General features: G+C 45.9%; 22 protein-coding genes. 15 read left to right on the forward strand and 7 right to left on the reverse strand.

The window, feature by feature from the left end; translation table 11 throughout:
• Window positions 1-31: 31 nt before the first annotated feature.
• Window positions 32-1,573, reverse strand: coding sequence for an FAD-dependent oxidoreductase (locus tag KYK27_RS07600; RefSeq protein ID WP_199109441.1), 1,542 nt, complete (start codon window positions 1,571-1,573; stop codon window positions 32-34).
• Window positions 1,574-1,798: 225 nt separating this feature from the next.
• Here KYK27_RS07600 and KYK27_RS07605 point away from each other — a divergent pair, with 225 nt between their 5' ends.
• Window positions 1,799-2,155: a tRNA-binding protein gene (locus KYK27_RS07605; protein ID WP_199109442.1), complete on the forward strand. Its 357-nt coding sequence runs from the start codon at window positions 1,799-1,801 to the stop codon at window positions 2,153-2,155.
• On the opposite strand, the gene KYK27_RS07610 is transcribed toward KYK27_RS07605, so the two are convergent.
• Window positions 2,152-2,628, reverse strand: coding sequence for a DUF4296 domain-containing protein (locus KYK27_RS07610; protein ID WP_317195900.1), 477 nt, complete (start codon window positions 2,626-2,628; stop codon window positions 2,152-2,154). The two genes, KYK27_RS07605 and KYK27_RS07610, sit on opposite strands and share 4 nt — an antisense overlap.
• Window positions 2,629-2,687: 59 nt before the next feature.
• On the opposite strand from KYK27_RS07610, the gene KYK27_RS07615 reads away from it, so the two are divergent.
• From KYK27_RS07615 to KYK27_RS07640, 6 genes are all read left to right on the forward strand, one after another.
• Window positions 2,688-3,569: a DUF58 domain-containing protein gene (locus KYK27_RS07615; protein WP_199109443.1), complete on the forward strand. Its 882-nt coding sequence runs from the start codon at window positions 2,688-2,690 to the stop codon at window positions 3,567-3,569.
• Complete coding sequence (locus tag KYK27_RS07620) at window positions 3,562-4,509, forward strand: hypothetical protein (protein WP_199109444.1); 948 nt, start codon at window positions 3,562-3,564, stop codon at window positions 4,507-4,509. Before KYK27_RS07615 ends, KYK27_RS07620 begins: the two co-directional genes overlap by 8 nt.
• Window positions 4,457-5,509 carry a vWA domain-containing protein gene (locus KYK27_RS07625; protein WP_199109445.1) on the forward strand — a complete coding sequence of 351 codons (1,053 nt, stop codon included), beginning with the start codon at window positions 4,457-4,459 and terminating at the stop codon, window positions 5,507-5,509. Before KYK27_RS07620 ends, KYK27_RS07625 begins: the two co-directional genes overlap by 53 nt.
• A 222-nt stretch (window positions 5,510-5,731) precedes the next feature.
• Window positions 5,732-6,418, forward strand: a complete 687-nt coding sequence (locus KYK27_RS07630; protein WP_199109446.1) for a YggS family pyridoxal phosphate-dependent enzyme — start codon at window positions 5,732-5,734, stop codon at window positions 6,416-6,418.
• Window positions 6,419-6,439: 21 nt separating this feature from the next.
• A complete protein-coding gene (locus KYK27_RS07635; protein WP_199109447.1) occupies window positions 6,440-6,892 on the forward strand; it encodes a DUF2750 domain-containing protein in 453 nt (150 codons plus the stop codon).
• A gap of 21 nt (window positions 6,893-6,913) precedes the next feature.
• A complete protein-coding gene (locus KYK27_RS07640; RefSeq protein ID WP_199109448.1) occupies window positions 6,914-7,291 on the forward strand; it encodes a DUF423 domain-containing protein in 378 nt (125 codons plus the stop codon).
• Window positions 7,292-7,403: 112 nt separating this feature from the next.
• On the opposite strand, the gene KYK27_RS07645 is transcribed toward KYK27_RS07640, so the two are convergent.
• The 3 genes from KYK27_RS07645 to KYK27_RS07655 form a co-directional block, all read right to left on the reverse strand.
• Window positions 7,404-7,847, reverse strand: coding sequence for a DUF1573 domain-containing protein (locus KYK27_RS07645; protein ID WP_162426153.1), 444 nt, complete (start codon window positions 7,845-7,847; stop codon window positions 7,404-7,406).
• 83 nt (window positions 7,848-7,930) lie between these two features.
• Complete coding sequence (locus tag KYK27_RS07650) at window positions 7,931-9,337, reverse strand: ATP-dependent RecD-like DNA helicase (RefSeq protein WP_199109449.1); 1,407 nt, start codon at window positions 9,335-9,337, stop codon at window positions 7,931-7,933.
• Window positions 9,338-9,538: 201 nt separating this feature from the next.
• Window positions 9,539-10,003: a PaaI family thioesterase gene (locus tag KYK27_RS07655; protein WP_199109450.1), complete on the reverse strand. Its 465-nt coding sequence runs from the start codon at window positions 10,001-10,003 to the stop codon at window positions 9,539-9,541.
• A 39-nt stretch (window positions 10,004-10,042) separates the two neighbouring features.
• Between KYK27_RS07655 and KYK27_RS07660 the strand changes: the two genes are divergently transcribed.
• From KYK27_RS07660 to coaD, 3 genes are all read left to right on the forward strand, one after another.
• Window positions 10,043-10,528 (forward strand): NUDIX domain-containing protein, encoded by a 486-nt coding sequence (locus tag KYK27_RS07660; RefSeq protein ID WP_199109451.1) that lies wholly within the window; start codon window positions 10,043-10,045, stop codon window positions 10,526-10,528.
• A 66-nt stretch (window positions 10,529-10,594) separates the two neighbouring features.
• Window positions 10,595-11,482, forward strand: a complete 888-nt coding sequence (locus KYK27_RS07665) for a DUF3822 family protein (protein ID WP_199109452.1) — start codon at window positions 10,595-10,597, stop codon at window positions 11,480-11,482.
• A 108-nt stretch (window positions 11,483-11,590) separates the two neighbouring features.
• Window positions 11,591-12,070 carry a pantetheine-phosphate adenylyltransferase gene (coaD, locus tag KYK27_RS07670; protein WP_199109453.1) on the forward strand — a complete coding sequence of 160 codons (480 nt, stop codon included), beginning with the start codon at window positions 11,591-11,593 and terminating at the stop codon, window positions 12,068-12,070.
• On the opposite strand, the gene KYK27_RS07675 is transcribed toward coaD, so the two are convergent.
• A complete protein-coding gene (locus KYK27_RS07675) occupies window positions 12,024-12,704 on the reverse strand; it encodes an NUDIX hydrolase (RefSeq protein WP_199109454.1) in 681 nt (226 codons plus the stop codon). The genes coaD and KYK27_RS07675 overlap by 47 nt on opposite strands.
• 107 nt (window positions 12,705-12,811) lie before the next feature.
• Between KYK27_RS07675 and pyrE the strand changes: the two genes are divergently transcribed.
• Both pyrE and KYK27_RS07685 read left to right on the forward strand, forming a co-directional pair.
• Window positions 12,812-13,450, forward strand: a complete 639-nt coding sequence (gene pyrE / locus KYK27_RS07680; protein WP_199109455.1) for an orotate phosphoribosyltransferase — start codon at window positions 12,812-12,814, stop codon at window positions 13,448-13,450.
• Between the two features lie 979 nt (window positions 13,451-14,429).
• Window positions 14,430-14,927, forward strand: a complete 498-nt coding sequence (locus KYK27_RS07685; RefSeq protein WP_199109456.1) for a metallophosphoesterase family protein — start codon at window positions 14,430-14,432, stop codon at window positions 14,925-14,927.
• Between the two features lie 108 nt (window positions 14,928-15,035).
• Here the strand turns inward: KYK27_RS07685 and KYK27_RS07690 are convergent, their stop codons facing one another.
• Window positions 15,036-15,275: a hypothetical protein gene (locus KYK27_RS07690; protein ID WP_317195901.1), complete on the reverse strand. Its 240-nt coding sequence runs from the start codon at window positions 15,273-15,275 to the stop codon at window positions 15,036-15,038.
• A 37-nt stretch (window positions 15,276-15,312) separates the two neighbouring features.
• On the opposite strand from KYK27_RS07690, the gene KYK27_RS07695 reads away from it, so the two are divergent.
• From KYK27_RS07695 to KYK27_RS07705, 3 genes are all read left to right on the forward strand, one after another.
• On the forward strand, window positions 15,313-16,335 hold the full coding sequence (locus KYK27_RS07695) for a threonine aldolase family protein (protein WP_199109457.1): 1,023 nt from the start codon (window positions 15,313-15,315) through the stop codon (window positions 16,333-16,335).
• Window positions 16,336-16,541: 206 nt separating this feature from the next.
• On the forward strand, window positions 16,542-17,174 hold the full coding sequence (locus KYK27_RS07700; RefSeq protein WP_199109458.1) for a DNA-3-methyladenine glycosylase family protein: 633 nt from the start codon (window positions 16,542-16,544) through the stop codon (window positions 17,172-17,174).
• 289 nt (window positions 17,175-17,463) lie between these two features.
• Entirely contained in the window at window positions 17,464-17,853 is a 390-nt protein-coding gene (locus KYK27_RS07705; RefSeq protein ID WP_199109459.1) for a DUF2255 family protein, read from the forward strand.
• Window positions 17,854-17,866: the final 13 nt, after the last annotated feature.

The raw sequence follows: 17,866 nt of genomic DNA on the forward strand, positions 1-17,866 counted from the left end.
TCATTAAATCACAAACTCTCTAACTCCTAAACTATTTCGGCGCTTCCAGGTCCCTGGTGGCTGGGCCGGTAATTACTTTTCCGAACGGGTCGAAACGGGAACCATGGCATGGGCAATCCCAGGAACTTTCTACATTGTTCCAGCTTACCACGCAACCCAGGTGCGTACAAATAGCTGAACATTCGTGCCGTACGCCATCCTGATCGCAGTAAACCGCAACTTTCGTAGTACCTTTTCGCATGATCTTACCAGTGCCCGGCATTACTTCCGACGGATCACTTACTTCACCACCCGTCAGGTAATCCTTGTATTGCGCAGCTACATTCATGTTTTCCTTCAGGAACTCACCCGAAGTTTTAAGACTTACCCGTGCCGGATCATATAGCTTCTCCCAGTCATTTCTGCGGCCCATGATCAGGTCCGTTAGCAGTATTCCGGCTATAGTTCCGTGGGTCATACCGTGGCCTGAATCGCCGGTGGCAATGTACACATTCTCTACATCTCCGGGGTTTCTACCAATAAAAGCAAGGCTATCTACCGGTTCCATCACCTGCCCTGACCAACGATAAACAACTTCACCTGCCATCGGAAACTTCATACGCATCCAGTGCTCCAGGTTCTGCAAGCGAAGCGCCGGATGATCGTCCTGCCCTGTTTTATGGTCTTCGCCGCCAACTATAAGCAAGTCATCCGCACCTTCGCCGGCATCCTTATCTGCCTCCTGAATTCGCACATAATGGTAAGGGTCTTTCATATCCCAGTAGAGCGCATCAGGCACAGCCCCTCTAGGAATTCGTGCCCCGACAACATACGTGCGGTAGGGTGCCTGCTTAGTATGCATCGTGACCATATCGTTTACCGGCGTGTTGGTAGTTACAACCAGTTGGTTAGCAGATACGGAATTGCCATTTTCGGTAACGACGGTAGCAATGGCACCTGTCCTGAATTCTAAAGCTTTACTGGAGGTATATATTCGTACATCTTTATCCAGCAGCACATTACTCAGGCTAGATAAGTATTTCAGTACGTGAAAACGGCCCTGGTTCGGGAAATGCAGGCATGGCAGAGCAGTAAGCGTGTCGACAGGGCAGGTTTTACGTAATACTACATCTCTCCAGCCAATCTGCTGAAGCGCTTCCAGTTCCTTTAGTAGTTGCTCTTCATCTTTCTGGTCGTTGGCAAACATGTAGCCGTCCAGCCGTTTAAAATCGCAGTCTATTTTCTCGTCTTTAATAATGGCTTCTATTTTATCGATGGCGGCCTTGTGGCTCTGCACGGCCAGGCGTGTGCCATCCACTCCAAACAAGCGGATCAGTTCCGGGAAACCATCGTCGAGAGCACTGGCCAGGTGAGCGGTGGTGCGGCTGGTTTCACCGCCACAGATCGTGTCTTTTGCTTCGAGCACTACAACATTTTTACCCTCTTTAGCGAGCAGGTATGCCGTTGTTAAACCGGCAATACCGGCACCAACTATACAAACATCACAGGTTATATTTTCTTGCAGCGGATGTGTGGCTGGCATGGTGATGCCGTCAATCCAAACAGATTTGCTTGCTCCGGATTCTTTCTTCATAGTTATATAGTGTGAGCGCGTGATTGTTGAGCAGCCGAACTGCCTGATTCTTACATTAGTAAAGTTGCATAGGAGTACGAAGTGCCGGTGCTTATGTTGCTTCTGGGGCTGCCAGGGTACATCAGCTGCGCTTTTCTTAACTACCAAAGCGCGTAACTATAGTTCAGCTTTCTGCTTTATAGTATATTTGAAAAATCAGAAACTATAACCAACCTGAACCTGAGCATGTACGCACCCGAAGAAGCAAAAGAAACTATAACCTGGCAGCAGTTTGAACAAACCGATATACGGGTAGGAACTATAGTGGAAGTGCATGAATTTCCGGAAGCGCGTAAGCCGGCCTATAAACTTACCGTTGACCTGGGCCCCTTAGGAATAAAAAAATCGAGCGCACAGATCACCAAACACTATTTACCCGAACAACTGATCGGGCAGCAGGTACTCTGTGTTGTAAACCTGGGCAAAAAACAGATTGGTAAATACTTATCGGAGGTGCTTGTAACCGGTTTTCAGGATGAGAACGGCGATATTGTATTGGCGCAGCCAGCCTCTAGGGTACCAAACGGAAGCAAGCTTATTTAATATAGTTGCTCGCCATTTTTCATTTCAGCTGATCTTCGGATAGTGTTCTTTAACTTTCCGGGTGTTTCATCTATTACTTCTTCCTGGTCCAGTTGCAACGAGTCTTTACCGCCGGCTCCTTTAGACTTCTTAGCGACATATTTCGCTTCCCGGGCTGTAAGGGTATCAAGTATTACCTCATATAACCTGTCCATTTCCTGCAGGTTAGAGGCATAATAATTGTAGGTTTTCTGGAAAGCCGGTTGTTCTACCCCATACTTATCCAGTATCTTTTTGTGCTCTCTGTTATACACCATTGTGGCCGTATCCGGGTAGTTTATGTTTGCCTCTATCAGGGCTTCCATGATATGCACATCGGCCAGTATCTGTACCATTTTACCTTCCGGTACCATGCCAGCGGGCTTTGCGGTGTCTTCCTGCTGCTGGCAACCCAGTAGTGCAAGGCAAAAAAGTATATAGAAAAGTCGTTTCACGGGTGTAAATTACGGGAATATGTCCTAATTTTAAAATCTCACACCAGGACAACAAGAGTATGAAAGAGCTTGTTCAAAAGCTACGAAAGTACGAGATCCGGATTAGAAAGGCAATCACTACCCAGATGCAAGGCGATTTCCACTCTGTGTTTAAAGGCTCAGGGCTGGAATTTGACGATGTGCGCGCGTACCAGTACGGCGACGATATACGTTCTATTGACTGGAATGTAAGTGCAAAAGGCCATGGTACCTTTGTAAAAACATACCGTGAGGAAAAAGAACAGTCGGTATTTTTGATGCTGGATGTGAGTGCTTCGCAAACGATAGGCACAGGCAAACAACAGAAGCTCGATGTTGGGAAAGAAATTTGCGGCGTACTGGCTATCTCGGCGGCCCGGCAGCAGAGCCAGATCGGCATTATCTGCATTTCAGATCATAAAGAGAAATATATAAAACCGGCCAAAGGCATTCAGCAGGCCTATACCATTATAAAAGCGCTGCACGAGCTGCAACCAAAATCTGCGAAAACTAACCTGGCCGCTGGCATAAAACTTACTCTGGATATTATCAAGCGTCGCAGCATTATCCTGCTTATCTCAGACTTTATAGATGTGAACTATGAGAAGGAACTACAGATGCTGGCCCGCCACCACGACCTTATAGTTATACATTTGGTGGATGTGCGGGAACGTAAGATGCCGGGTATGGGTATTGTGCCTGTGCTGGATAAAGAGACCGGCAAGACGGTTTGGCTGAACACATCGGGCGAGGAATTTCATAAAAAATATTTTGCGCAGTACAAAGAGAACCAGGAAAACGTGATTCGCATTTGTAACAAATACCAGGCAAATTACCTGGCCATACAAGCCAACGAAGATTACGTACCGCAGCTGGTAAACCTTTTCAGGCTCCGCAATAAAACCACTAAAAAAAGTGCGTAAGTTACTGTTAGTTATAGTTTCAGTTGTGTTACCTATGCTGGTATCTGGTCAGCAGGTACTGCGCCCCGTCGGCACTTTCAGTAACGACACCATTCGGATTGGTGCGCCACTGAAATTCACCCTGGTGCACAGGCATCCTGAAAACTTAGAGGTTATTTTGCCAGGCACCAACTATAACTTCTCCCCTTTTGAGCTGGTTCGCAAAGATTTTCACCCGACTGCTACTAAAAATGGCATCAGCACCGACAGTGCAGTGTATACACTGAGGACGTTTGATACCAGGCCACTACAGGCACTGACGTTGCCGGTGTTTGTGTTGCAGGGTAAAGATACCATTCGGGCAAACAGTGACAGCAGCCGGGTGGTGTTGCACCAAATGGTTGATAAAGTTATTGAACCGCTGCAGTTCAGAACTGAAACGGAGTTGGTTCCTGTTGAGGAGCGCTTTAACTGGCCCATTCTGTTGCTTTGGATCTCTTTTGTTACCCTTATTTCAAGCCTTATCTGGCTGATCTTCGGGCAAACTATAAAAACCAAGTACAAACTATACCGCCTGCGCAAGTACCATTTATACTTTACTTCGCGCTACAATGCACACATCGACCGTTTTGTAAAAACGGGTGTTTCGCAAAGCATGGAGAAGGCTGTATCGCTCTGGAAAAATTATCTAACCAAACTTGAACGCAGCGCCATCAACTCTTTTACAACAAAAGAGATTGTAGAATTTTATAACGACAACGAAGAAGTAAACACGGCTCTGCGCCATTGCGACAAAGCTATTTATGGCAACCTGATCACAGAAGCCGACGCAGAAACCAAGGAAGCTTTACTGATGCTGCGCCGGTTTGCCAAAAGCCGATACAAGGCCAACCGTGAGATCATAAAAAATGCTAGAAATAACAGACAACATGCTGGATTGGCTGAGCCTGAACTGGTTTAGCTGGGACACGCTCCGCTCTTACGACTGGGTTTTTCCGCTGGTGCTTTATGCACTGCCGCTGGTACCGCTGTTGTTCCTGCTCAAATGGCTGTTCACATTAAACTCGCGCAATAAGCTGAACGTGGCCATGTTCGATGGCAAACTACAGTGGCAGTGGACCAGCTTGCTGCGCTTTATCCCTGATATCCTGTTTATCCTTTTCATCATGCTGGTGCTGGTGGCGCTTGCCAGACCGCAGCGCATAAACGAACAAGTAGAGCAAACCGCAGAAGGCATTGATATTATTCTTGCCCTAGATGTATCGGGTTCTATGGAACTACAGGATATTAAGCCCAATCGGCTGGATGCCGCCAAAGAAGTAGCACTCGAGTTTATAAACGGCCGCGTACAGGACAGGATCGGGTTGGTAGTATTTGCCGGTGATGCCTACTCACTTTCACCGCTCACCACTGATTACCAGCTACTGAGCGAAAGCATAAACTCCATTGGCTTTAAGATGATCGAGAACGACGGAACTGCTATCGGAAGTGCCCTGGCTGTAGCTACAAACCGCATGCGCGACTCACAGGCAAAGAGTAAAGTAGTAATATTGATCAGTGATGGAGAAAACACGGCCGGCAGCCTGGACCCGCAAATGGCGGCACAACTGGCCAATAAATTCAACATAAAACTTTATAGTATCGGGATAGGTAAAGACGGACAGGTACCTTACACTGTGGATGATAACGGAAAAACACTTTTTGTAGAAACCAACCTCGACGAAAACAGCCTGCGCGATGTAGCTGAAATTGGAGGCGGCCGTTTTTTCAGAGCCGATAGTAAAGATGCCTTGCAACAGGTATTCAGGAGTATCAATGCCCTGGAGAAAACGGAAGTAAGCGAAAAGCGCTTCCGGGATACCAAAGATTATTACCAGATATACTTAAAATGGGCATTGCTCCTGCTGCTTACCTGGATGCTGCTGAAAAACACCTTTATTACCAACGTACTGGAAGACTGAGTTAAAGTTTGGGAGTTAGAGAGTTGAGGAGTTTAAGAGTTAGAAAGTTTAGAAGTTGTGGATGCGTAATAGCTTTCTGGTTTTAGCCCCCTTTTCTGTCATCCTGAAAGGATCTTGGTTGAAAGGGAATTTAACAGTAACTATAAACTATAGTTGATTGATGTTCTGGATTTAGAAATCAACAATTAAACCATCAACAAGCCAACAATTCAAAACAAAACTATGAGCCATATTGCAGATAACATACGGTATTTTGATGAGCAGCTTAAGAACACGCCGGCACGTCTGGTAGCTGTGACCAAAACTCATTCCGTTGAAACTATAAAAGAAGCCTACGATGCCGGCCACCGCATTTTTGGTGAGAATAAAGTGCAGGAGCTCGTAGATAAATACGCGCTATTGCCCCACGACATTGAATGGCACCTGATCGGGCATCTGCAAACCAACAAAGTAAAGTACATCTCCGATTTTATTGATACCATACAGTCCGTTGATAGCCTGAAACTGCTGGCTGAGATTAACAAGCGGGCAGAGCAGCGCAACCGTACCACCCCTATTAACTGTATGCTGCAGCTCTCCATTGCCGACGAAGAAACCAAGTTTGGCATGACCTACGACGAAGCCGTGGCGTTGCTGCAATCAGATGATTACCGGAATATGCACTATATTCGTATTACCGGGGTTATGGGCATCGCTACAAATACGGACGATCAGGATAAGTTAAGAAACGAGTTCCGGCAGCTTCGCTCCTACTTTGAACAGCTAAAAGAAACCTTCTTCTTCGCTAACCCTGACTTTAAAGACATATCAATGGGCATGACTTCAGACTGGCAACTGGCTCTGGAAGAAGGAAGCACCATGATACGCGTAGGAAGTGGTATCTTTGGCTCACGCAACTATAATAAATAAGAAACTCTAACACACAACATAATGCAAGATCAAAACGCAAACCAGGAAGCCAATTATCGCAAATTCATACAGCAGGTAGCTGATACCGAGCAGGTATGGGGTTTATCGGAAGGTGATATCTGGGCTACATCCAGCTCGAATGAGTTTGAAGACACCGAAGTTATCCTTTTCTGGTCGGATGCGGAAGCAGCCAAAGCCTGTGCTGCCGACGAATGGGCAAACTATAAAGCAGAAGCGTTGCCTGTATCTGAATTTCTGGAGAACTGGTGTGTAGGCATGTACGATGATGAACTTCTTGTAGGAGCAAACTGGACTGCTGATATGCAAGGCAAGGAAGTTGATCCGCTGGTGATTGCCCTGGACGTAGTACAGGAGTTAAAAAGCCGTGAGAAAGAAATAAAGCTGGAGCAATACGATAGCTTAAGCGAGTTTGAAGAGCAGGTAATAGATGCCCTTGAAGGCGACGAAGAATAAGTTATAGTTCAGATTACAGACATGACACAAAAAACTATACTCCTTATTGCCAGCGCATTTGGAGCCTTAACTGTAATGATTGGAGCCTTTGGCGCACATGCGTTGGGCCCTATGTTACAAGCCACTAACCGCACCGATACATTTGAAACAGCAGTGAAATACCAGATGTACCACACACTGGCACTTTTAGCTGTTGGTCTCTTGTTATTTAAGGTTGAAAGTCCGGCTTTACAGGTGGCTGCCTGGTGCTTCTTTATTGGTATACTCATTTTTTCCGGCTCGCTCTATACCCTATGCCTGACCGGGATAACCTGGCTTGGTGCTATTACACCTATTGGTGGCACAGCACTTATAGTTGGCTGGGGAGCGTTATTCTATGCCATCCTGAAGTCTTTGTAAGCGAAAGCGGCAAGCAGTCAGATTTGAAACTATAGTTTCTAAATACGGGAACTATAAAACAACAAAAGCCCACCTTTTCAGGTGGGCTTTTGTATTAGAGAAAGAAGGAGTCTTAGTTTTTGGCGCTGCCAGTCTGCTTCTCTTTGATGTTTGTTACGATGTACACGCTGGTAGGCTCGCCTACGTTAGAATGTACTGTAATCGCTTTTTTCTGGTTGCCCAGTTTACCGGCACTGTTAAATTTAGCAACTACAGTTCCTGATTTACCTGGCAGGATCGGCTCTTTTGTCCAGGTTGGCGTAGTGCAACCACAGGTTACATCGATACGATCGATTACTAACGGCTGAGTACCTGTGTTTTTAAACTTGAAAGTATGCTCTACCACATCGCCCTGCGTAATGTCGCCGAAGTTATATTCCGCTTCTTCGAACGTGATAACAGGACCCGCTTTGGCCTGTGCCTGCGGTGCAGTAGGTTGTTTTTTAGGCTGCTGTTGAGCCACAGCGCCACCTGCAGTTATAGCTGCAATTGCGAACGATAGGAGAATTTTTTTCATGATGATATAAAGGATTATTTGGCTTCGTACGGGGTACGGTCATTATTTGTTTTTACAACGAAGCAATATAGCTTTTTAGTTCGTTAAGTGGCTAATAATTGTGCGTTAAAATTGAGCAGGTATAGTTCTTCTGATGAACGGGTTAACGCCGTGTACAGCCAACGGGCAAATTCCTGATTTACCATATCATCCTTCAGGTAGCCCTGCTCCACAAACACCGCCTGCCACTGTCCACCCTGCGCTTTATGGCAGGTTAGCGCGTAAGCAAACTTTACCTGCAAGGCATTCAAATAAGGGTTCTTCTTCAGCTCTTTAGAGCGTTCGCGCTTATTCGGGATATCCATGTAATCCTGCAAAACGGCGTCATACAGCATTTTATTCTGGTCTGTTGGTAATGCCGGAGAATCGCTGTGCAGGGTATCCAACATGATCTTCGTTTCCAGTTCTTCTGCATCCGGGTAATCTACAAAACGCACGCGCACATCTGCAAACCGGAAACCATACAGGTCTTCATACTTTATGATCTTGGTAACTTCCACAAAGTCGCCGTTCGCCATAAAGCCAATTTCCGAATCCTTAGGAAGCCAGAAGTAGTTGTTCCGCACGATCATCAGGTAATCTCCTACGCCTATTTCATCTTCTGAGAAAAAGATGCTGCGACGGATATGCTGGTTATACATGTTGGCCACTTTATTGGAGCGGCAAATAACAATGGCATTCTCTACACCAAACTTATCATAAGCGTAACGCAGACCGTCTTCCAGCTTTTCGCCGGTCATTTTAAAAATGTCTTTCCAGCCTTTGGTAAATAACTTTATGTCGGGTTGCTCAAGGCCCAGTTGTGAGCGCAATTGGGTAGCATTCATTAATATACCCGAAGCTTCAGCCTGGCGCATTACCTGTTTCAATTCAATCTGCTGTACCTGGCACCGGAAATTATGCTTCATGTATTCTGCGTCCAGCGAGGGGCTAAGTGCTTGGCCAACCGGCGGCAGCTGGGCGGTGTCACCAATCAGGAGCAGTTTGTTGTTCTTTTTATCAAACACATAGTTCATCAGGTCCTGCAGTAAGCCATTTTCGCCAAAGCCACTTTCATCTGAGATCATCGAAGCCTCGTCAACTATAAACACCGTGTTCTCCAGCTTGTTAGGCATGCGTGTAAAAGCAAGCCCTTCGGAGTATGGATTGGCAGTCTGGCGGTAGATCTTTTTATGGATGGTAAATGCCTGTTTGCCACTATAGGTGCTCATTACTTTGGCAGCCCGCCCGGTCGGGGCAAGCAGCACATACTTGTAACCGAACTTGTTCAGGATCTTCACCAGCGATGTAACTACCGTGGTTTTACCTGTACCGGCATACCCTTTCAGCAGGAAAACCTGCCGCTCTTCTGACTTGGAAAGTATAAACTCATCCAGTTTGGCAAACAGCTTCGCCTGATCCTCGGTGGGCTCAAACGGAAAATTCTGACGCAGTACTTCTACCGGACGCATTTTATATAATTATGAATTACGAATTATTAATTATGAATGACCCAGCTCCACTTCCGCTGGCGCGATTTTGCAACTCAACTGGGCCAGAGGCCCAACTATAGTTCGGCACGAGAGATGACGCTCGCGCCATAGTTAGACAATTTACAACAACGAACACTACAGCTATAGTTTAACTTTCTAACCTTTTAACTTCCCAACTTTCTAACTTTTACGCTCTCTAAGTTTAAGGTCTTCCGGAGTTATAGTTGCCATGCTGGTAGTGGCCTTTGCGATCAATAGCGGCTCGGCTTCATCTTTTACCACATATACTTCGGCTTCGCAGAAATTGAGCTTGCGCCCCTGCTTTATCACGTAGCCTTTTGCCAGCAATTTATCACCCACTCCGGGATGAAAATAAGACACTTTGATTTCGGCGGTAACTACATGATGATCTTTGGGTACGAGGCTAACAGCAGCGAATCCGGCAACTATATCGGCAAGTGTGGCAATAACACCACCGTGCGTAAAACCTTTGTGCTGTTTGTGGCGCTGCTCCAGTTTTAGCTCACCTTCTATTCTTCCTGCTTCTATTTTCGTAACTTCGAAGCCCATCAGTTTCATGAACTCCTGGCGTTCCAGCTTTTCGCGGATGTCGGCTTCGAAATCGGGGTTAAACGTTTGAATCATATTTACAAAAATACCACCAATACCACGCCTAAACAAACTATGTCAGTTTTAAACCCAAATGCTGCTGCCTATGCCGATAAAGTTCGCGTGCGGGTGTGCGGTATCTGCATACAGGATGATAAAATGCTGTTGGTTCGCCACCAGTCAACTATAAAGAACAAAGCTTTCTGGGCGCCGCCGGGTGGTGGGTTGCAGTTTGGCGAAAGCATTGCCGATTGCCTGAAACGTGAAGTGCAGGAAGAAACCGGCCTGGAAGTGGAAGTGATCCGTTTCCTGTTTGTGAATGAATTTCTGCAGCCGCCTCTGCAAGCCGTAGAGCTGTTTTTTGAAGTAAAACCTGTTGGTGGAACTATAACTAAAGGCATTGACCCGGAAGCTGCGCCTGATAGGCAGCTGATAGAGGAAGTAACCTGGAAAACAAAGCACGAAGTGCGGGAAATACCCTTGCCTGATAAACACAGCATTCTGCACCACTTATACTCTTTCAACGACCTGATGAGTCTGCCCCATCATTTCGTGAAGTAGAAATGCTATATTTTTTTTATACTTGCATAGCGCTATAAACAGGCACTCACTCACCAGTATTATACTTTGAACACGACCAGCACCAACTTCCGGCTATCGAACAAAATTCAGGACGAAGCATTTGCGCTTTCTGCTGCCAGCAACTGTAATTTATACTTATCTGTCTCCCAGAAAAGTATACGATTAGCCGTGGCTGATGTGGAGCGCAATAAATTTGTGGTACTGGAAGATTACGAGCTGATCACAGTTTTCACGCCGGCACAGGTAGCTGAACAGTTACAACTGATTGCCCAAGAAAACCCATTATTGCAGGAACAGAACTGGAAAACGATACGTGTAGCTGTAAGCAACCAGCATTTTACACTTGTACCCGAAACACTTTTCGACCCGGCGCACCAACAGGATTACCTGCGCCTGCACAGCAACCTGAATCCGCAACTGGACGATGTGCTCTCCTACCACCACAGCAGCCTGGAGGCAGTTAACATATTTGCTGTAGAGCGCGTGCTTCGTGCTACTATACAGGAGATTTTCCCGGAGCGCGAAATTCAGTTCGTACACCAGACAAGCTCGCTTATCAAAAGTATACTGCACCAAACCGGCCGAAGTGCTGCACGTAGCATGTCTGTGTTTGTAGAGCGAAGTTTTGTAACGATACTGGTAGTAGATGCCCACGGACTTCAGTTCTGCAACATTTTCCAGTACCATAGCCCCGAAGATTTTATTTATTACATCATCTTTGTGATGCAGGAACAGAAAATGAACCCGGAGCAGGAAACCATTACCGTATGGGGCGACATTACGCACGATGCTACGCTGTTCACAATCATGCAGAAGTATATCCGCCAGGTTAAATTCGGAAAGAAACCACAAGACATCGGCTACTCCTACAAATTCGACGACCTGTTCGAGCACCGTTACTTCGAGCTCTATAGTTTACATCTTTGTGAATAGGGACACTCTAGTATTGTCATTTCGACGTAAGGAGAAATCTGAATCTACTTTAGGTAGTAAACTATAAATCTTTTAAAGAGTAAATCCACTAAATCACATCTCAACCACATGAAACGCATCGCTTTATTCCCCGGTTCTTTTGATCCATTCACAAACGGACACCTGGATGTGGTGATGCGCGGTACACGGTTGTTTGATGAGATCATCATAGCCATCGGGAATAACAGCAGCAAGCAGCGTTATATACCCGTTGAGCACATGGTGGAGATTATTGAAGGCTTGTTTAAAGATGAACCCAAAGTATCAGTAGCGGCTTTCAAAGGACTAACAGCAGAATATGCCCGCGAAGTTGGTGCACAGTTTCTACTGCGCGGTTTACGCAATACCACTGACTTTGAGTACGAAAACACCATTGCGCAGGCAAATCGCCACGTAAACACCGACCTGGAAACAGTTTTCCTGATCACGTCGCCACCTCTGGCCGCGATCAGTTCCTCTATTATCCGCGAAATTCACCGGTTTGGCGGCGATGTAGCCGATTTTATACCTTTCCCGACTTCAGCGATTGCAGGTAGTGGCGCACAATAAAGGCAATTGACGTATAGGCTTTTGGTAACACTTCAAGCGCTTCTTCCGGAGTCATCCAGCGTACTTCTTCAATAAACTCCTCGGCTTGCGGCTTCATCAGGCTGTCATCCGAGCAGCTCATCACGTACCACGATGTTTTCTTGAGTATTTTCTTGCCCTTAAAAGCATATGAATGCCAGGTTTTAGGCAGCTTTTCAAGCAATTCGACGGATATATTGCACTCTTCTTCTACTTCGCGTAGAGCGCCTTCCTTAGCACCTTCTTTCTTATTGAGCTTTCCTTTTGGCAGATCCCAAACACCCAACCGGTAGATCATCAGTAGCTTTCCATCTTTTATAACCAATCCGCCGGCAGCTTTTACTATTTTAAACTGATCCTTCAGGTGCTCGATCAGGCGTTTCTTTTTATTGGTAACAAGTGTTAGCGAATTCAGTTTTTTAAGCTTTTTCACCTCCATCAGGCGCACCAGGCGGTCTATCAGTATCAGGTCGGCATCTTTAATCAGTACGTCCCCTACCAGGTCTTTTGATGTAAAATGGTCATCGGCATCCAGTACCAGGTCGTAATGGTGCCTGTATACTTTTTCGTTCGACCTTTTAAGTATAAGCGGAATATCGTTAATGAAAACGTTCATGCGGTAGGTGCTCTTAATTCGTGTGAAAGTTACACAAATGAATAAATAAATCAATTTAAAGAAACTACAGGGCCATAAAAAGGCAAATATTTCTGTAATTTCGGCTCATGGATACTACGACGACAGCACACCAGGTTGCTTCTTTCCTGCTGGAAACAGAAGCCGTTAAGTTAAGCCCAGAAAAGCCCTTTAAGTGGAGCTCTGGCTGGAACTCGCCCATCTACTGCGACAACCGTGTTACCCTTTCTTTTCCGCATATACGCAGCTTTATCAAACAACAGCTAGCGGAACAGATCAAAAATAACTTCCCGGAAGCAGAAGCCATTGCCGGCGTAGCCACTGCAGGTATAGCACAGGGCGCTCTGGTAGCCGACCTTTTAGAGATGCCTTTCCTGTATGTACGCCCTGAGCCTAAGAAACATGGCATGGGCAACCAGATAGAAGGCAAACTGATTCCGGGCCAAAAAGTGGTGCTAGTAGAGGACCTGATCTCGACAGGTGGCAGCTCTTTAAAATCTGCAGAAGCTGTGCGTGCCGCTGGCGGCGAAGTGGTTGGTATGGTGGCCATCTTTACCTACGGTTTTGCCCTGGCTGATGAGAACTTCCGAGAAGCTGGCATCACGTTACATTGCCTGAGCAACTATAGCGCTTTAACGGAAGCGGCCGTAGCCAATGGTTACATCCAGGAATCAGCGATGGAAGCGCTGGCTGAATGGCGTAAATCTCCTGAAACGTGGGGGAATTAAAGATTAATGAATAATTAGTAATGAATAAGGAAGGAGATGGAGTTTAGGTTCTGTCTCCTTTTTGTTTTGTCTGAAGTGGGGTTTACAGGATTAAAGGATTTTCAGGATTGGGCTTTTATAGTTACTGCTTCTCCGCTGGCGCGGGTTTGTAACCCGTGTCTAACTATGGTGTTGAGTCTCCTGACTCAACTGACCCGACAGGGACAGGTAAAAGTAGTGGTCCTGGCTATAGTCTTATAGTTGGCGAGATCCAACCACCCCCAGCCCCTCCTTTTCTAAGGCGGGGAGCTTTTCACTACTATACTTTCCGTTCTGGTTTTATAGTTCACGTCCTAACCCACCCCTACCCCTCCCAAGAGGGGAATTTCGGCTATTGCTATAGTCAGTGCTTATCGTTTTATAGTTGAAGTCTTAACACCCCTGTAGTCCCCTCAAGGGGATAATTCTGATAGTGCTTTAGTTTAAGTTGTGGTTTTATAGTTACAGTTTTACCCCTTCCCCACCTTCCCCTAAAAACAGGGGAAGGAGTTTAGCTATAGTTTTAAATCAAGTGAGGGCAGGTTTACCTGTCCCTTTAGAATTACCACCACGATCAATCTCGAAGCGAGAAGTTCAAACTATAAACGCTGGTAACTATGGGAAAGATCACAGTCTTTGGGTTGAGCGCCTTTGATTTATTGCGGTGCCGTGAGGCAGCCCGAGCAGAGCGAGGGTAGCAAGAAAGCAGCAGCGCGATGCCCGAAGACGGGGCCTCCCGGCCGTGAGGGCACCAAAGCTAACTATAACACTGTAGGTACCTAGAGCTCCCAAGAGTAGAAGCAGCTATGAAAGAAAGGGCTTGGTTCAAGTAGTAGGGCAGTCAACTATAAGCTGAGATAGATTTCTCGTTAACACTCAAAATGACATAAGAGAAACCACAAACTTGCACTATACTTTCCCAAAATCATCCGTAAACCCTAACTTCACAAAAAGTATAATCATGAAAATAGGCCTTCTCTCCGATACCCACTCTTACCTCGACGATCAGATAATCCGGCTACTTACGGGCTGTGATGAGATATGGCATGCAGGTGACTTTGGAAGTATAGAAGTATCAGACAGGCTGAACGAGATTGCGCCGTTGCGGGGCGTGTATGGCAATATTGATGATGCTATTATAAGACAAGTACACCCGAAGGTAAATCGGTTTATAGTGGAAGGACTGGATGTGATGATGACGCATATAGGTGGTTATCCGGGAAAGTATCACCCTGATGTCAGGAACGAGATTAAAGCAAATCCGCCGCAACTATACATTACTGGCCACTCGCATATATTGAAAGTAATGCCGGACAAAAGCCTGAACAACTTACTTCACCTTAATCCAGGCGCGGCTGGCAAACATGGCTTCCATACAATGCGCACTATGATGCGTTTTGATGTGAACAACGGCAAAGTGGAGAATCTGCAGGTGATAGAGCTTGGCAAAAGAGCATAAAAAAAAGCGTGCCTGCGGTGCAAGCACACTTTGAAGTCTTTCGTAAACCCGCCACCCGAAGCTTTCACAGCGTTGGCAGGCAGATGGTTTTACTTTGCCGTAAAAAGACTACTCAGCAGAAGCTTCTTCTTTCTTATTTTTTGGAGCTTCACCGAACTGAGCACGTAGCTCGTCCATGTCAACATTCTTGATAACTGGTGTTAACAACAGCTGCTTAATTCTGGCAACCTTGTTGTTTGCTCTTGCCTTATTTTTACGGTCTTTTCTTTTAAGTCTAGTAACTCCCATCGTTGCAAAATTTAAATTTGAAGGGCAAAAGTAAGTTATTATTTTTACAAAGTAAAGCATTTACTACATCAAATTCAGTATTACCTATACAAACCTTATGATAGAGATAACAGATCTTCGTTCCGATACCGTTACAAAACCGACTCCCGAAATGCTGCAGGCCATGTTTGCTGCCCAGGTTGGCGACGACGTGTACGAGGAAGACCCAACTATAAATGCCCTGGAAGCCAAAGCTGCTGCCCTATTTGGCATGGAAGCCGGCTTATTCTGCCCTTCAGGCACCATGACCAACCAGATCGCTATAAAAGTGCACACCGGTCCGCTAACCGAGGTAATCTGTGACACGACGGCGCACATTTACCAGTACGAAGGTGGTGGTATTGCCTCAAACTCCTATGCATCAGTAGCGCTGGTGAACGGTGAACGTGGCAAAATGACACCTGAACAGGTTGAAGGAAACATACGGCCCGATAACCTGCATCACCCGATCACGAAGCTGGTTGCCCTGGAGAACACCTGTAACAAAGGTGGTGGATCTTACTACACTATAAAAGAGATTGCGGCCATCTCGGAAGTTTGCAAGCGCAACAACCTGGCCCTTCACCTGGATGGCGCACGTGTATTTAATGCCCTGGTAGCCTCCGGTGAAGATTCAAAAGACTACGGTTTGTACTTCGACAGCATTTCGGTTTGTCTGAGTAAAGGCTTGGGGGCTCCCGTTGGTTCTGTTTTACTGGGCAGTAAAGCTTTTATTAAGCAAAGTCGCCGTGTGCGCAAAGTGTTTGGCGGGGGCATGCGCCAAGCGGGTTACCTGGCAGCAGCGTGTATCTACGCACTGGATAACAACATTGACCGCCTGAAGGAAGACCACCGCAAAGCCAAACAAATGGAAGAAGTGCTGTTGCAGATGAACTATGTAGAAAGCGTGTTACCTGTAGAAACCAACATTGTCATCTTTAAGCTTAACCAGAAGTACAATGATGCTGCTTTTATAAATACATTGGCTGAGCAGAATATCCGCGCTTCCGCTTTCGGCCCTCAGATGATCCGCTTTGTGACGCACCTGGATGTGACCGATGAAATGCAGGAGCATACCCTGAAAGTGCTGAAGACGCTGTAAAATCAAACTACCCCTACCCCTCAGAGCTGCGCTCGCTACCTTCGAAATCTCTTCTCGGTAGTCCAAGGAGGGGAGCCTGACATTACTTCTCTTAACTTTCTTATGTCATCTCGAACAAAGAGAGAAATCTATTTCGATTACAAAAGCTTCTTAGATAGATCTCTCCTTTCGTCGAGATAACATTTTCTTTTCCTAACTATAAAACTATGAATCATCCCACCCCTGCCTATCCTTCTTCAGTGGTAATGGCTATCCTTAGTAAAGACCTGGTACTGGCAACTATCATAGAACAAGGCCGGCCCCTCGCATCTTCAAAATCTGAAGACTTATACTTTAAATTGCTAAGTGCTATTGTTTCGCAGCAGCTTTCAACCAAGGCAGCAGCCACTATATTCAAGCGTTTCACAGAGTTTTTCCCGGAAAATTACCCACACCCCGAGCTTGTACTTGCTGCCACCGATGAAATGCTGCGTAGTGTAGGTTTGTCTTTCCAAAAGATTGGCTATGTACGTAATGTGGCGGCTTTTGCTGCGGAAGGGAAGTTAGAACATGCCACCATAGACGCTCTCGAAGATGAATCGCTGATAATGCACCTGACCCAGATAAAGGGCGTAGGCCGCTGGACCGTTGAAATGCTGCTGATGTTTGCTCTGGAGCGCCCGGATGTTTTTCCGGTAGATGATCTGGGAATACAGAATGCCATGAAGCGACACTATAGTCTGGAAGAAACCGGTAAACCATTGCGCCAGCGCATGCAACAGATAGCTGAGAACTGGCGACCTTACCGCACTATCGCCAGCAAGTACCTGTGGCAATCGCTGAACAATATGCCGAAGTAAGTTGAGCGCATTAAAACTATAGTTTGAAATCAATCCGTTGATAGCAGAGTTGGAATTGATACTGAAAAATGCCGACACTTATTTGAGTAAACCTGAAGCTGAGGATAATAAGCTACATTTTATTAGACCAAAATAGAAAAACTACAGGCAACATGGTATTACTAAAAGCAGGGCTAACGAAATACTATGTGCCGAATAAACAAATGGCAAACTCAATAAGTTTTTTAACTTCAAGAATATTAAAACCCTACCTTCAGCAATACCTGAACCGTTACCAATATATTAACCCATGAACATACAAACCAACAGTTTCCCTACAGATTTCTATCAACATCTGGATAACCATACACTTACCGGCATTAAGGCAGGAAAAGACAGAACAACTTTTCTGAATATCTGGATGGTAAACGTGGACGGGCGGATTTTTGCCAGAAGCTGGGGAAAAAGCAACCGGAGCTGGTTTACAACTTTACTTGACGAAAAAACAGGGCAAATTAAGTACGGGGATAAAGTACTGAACATTAGAGCGAAACCCTGCAAAGATGCCTTAATGAACACAAAAATTGACCATGCGTACAGGACACGTTATACAACACCTGAAAACCTGTCTTATGCCATTGGCATAACACAACCGGAGTATGCTGACTATACGATGGAATTTCAGCTCGATCAGCTATAGCTTAACTATAGAT

The sequence above is a fragment of the Pontibacter populi genome (assembly GCF_019336435.1).
GTDB lineage: Bacteria > Bacteroidota > Bacteroidia > Cytophagales > Hymenobacteraceae > Pontibacter > Pontibacter humidus.

Coding starts and splice junctions, on each gene's coding strand:
- KYK27_RS07685 (WP_199109456.1), top strand. CDS start 14,430: ATGAAAATAGGCCTTCTCTCCGATACCCACTCTTACCTCGACGATCAG.
- KYK27_RS07655 (WP_199109450.1), bottom strand. CDS start 10,003: ATGATTCAAACGTTTAACCCCGATTTCGAAGCCGACATCCGCGAAAAG.
- KYK27_RS07700 (WP_199109458.1), top strand. CDS start 16,542: ATGAATCATCCCACCCCTGCCTATCCTTCTTCAGTGGTAATGGCTATC.
- KYK27_RS07600 (WP_199109441.1), bottom strand. CDS start 1,573: ATGAAGAAAGAATCCGGAGCAAGCAAATCTGTTTGGATTGACGGCATC.
- KYK27_RS07615 (WP_199109443.1), top strand. CDS start 2,688: ATGAAAGAGCTTGTTCAAAAGCTACGAAAGTACGAGATCCGGATTAGA.
- KYK27_RS07625 (WP_199109445.1), top strand. CDS start 4,457: ATGCTAGAAATAACAGACAACATGCTGGATTGGCTGAGCCTGAACTGG.
- KYK27_RS07690 (WP_317195901.1), bottom strand. CDS start 15,275: ATGCTTTACTTTGTAAAAATAATAACTTACTTTTGCCCTTCAAATTTA.
- KYK27_RS07640 (WP_199109448.1), top strand. CDS start 6,914: ATGACACAAAAAACTATACTCCTTATTGCCAGCGCATTTGGAGCCTTA.
- KYK27_RS07705 (WP_199109459.1), top strand. CDS start 17,464: ATGAACATACAAACCAACAGTTTCCCTACAGATTTCTATCAACATCTG.
- KYK27_RS07660 (WP_199109451.1), top strand. CDS start 10,043: ATGTCAGTTTTAAACCCAAATGCTGCTGCCTATGCCGATAAAGTTCGC.
- KYK27_RS07635 (WP_199109447.1), top strand. CDS start 6,440: ATGCAAGATCAAAACGCAAACCAGGAAGCCAATTATCGCAAATTCATA.
- KYK27_RS07650 (WP_199109449.1), bottom strand. CDS start 9,337: ATGCGTCCGGTAGAAGTACTGCGTCAGAATTTTCCGTTTGAGCCCACC.
- pyrE (WP_199109455.1), top strand. CDS start 12,812: ATGGATACTACGACGACAGCACACCAGGTTGCTTCTTTCCTGCTGGAA.
- KYK27_RS07630 (WP_199109446.1), top strand. CDS start 5,732: ATGAGCCATATTGCAGATAACATACGGTATTTTGATGAGCAGCTTAAG.
- KYK27_RS07695 (WP_199109457.1), top strand. CDS start 15,313: ATGATAGAGATAACAGATCTTCGTTCCGATACCGTTACAAAACCGACT.
- coaD (WP_199109453.1), top strand. CDS start 11,591: ATGAAACGCATCGCTTTATTCCCCGGTTCTTTTGATCCATTCACAAAC.
- KYK27_RS07605 (WP_199109442.1), top strand. CDS start 1,799: ATGTACGCACCCGAAGAAGCAAAAGAAACTATAACCTGGCAGCAGTTT.
- KYK27_RS07675 (WP_199109454.1), bottom strand. CDS start 12,704: ATGAACGTTTTCATTAACGATATTCCGCTTATACTTAAAAGGTCGAAC.
- KYK27_RS07645 (WP_162426153.1), bottom strand. CDS start 7,847: ATGAAAAAAATTCTCCTATCGTTCGCAATTGCAGCTATAACTGCAGGT.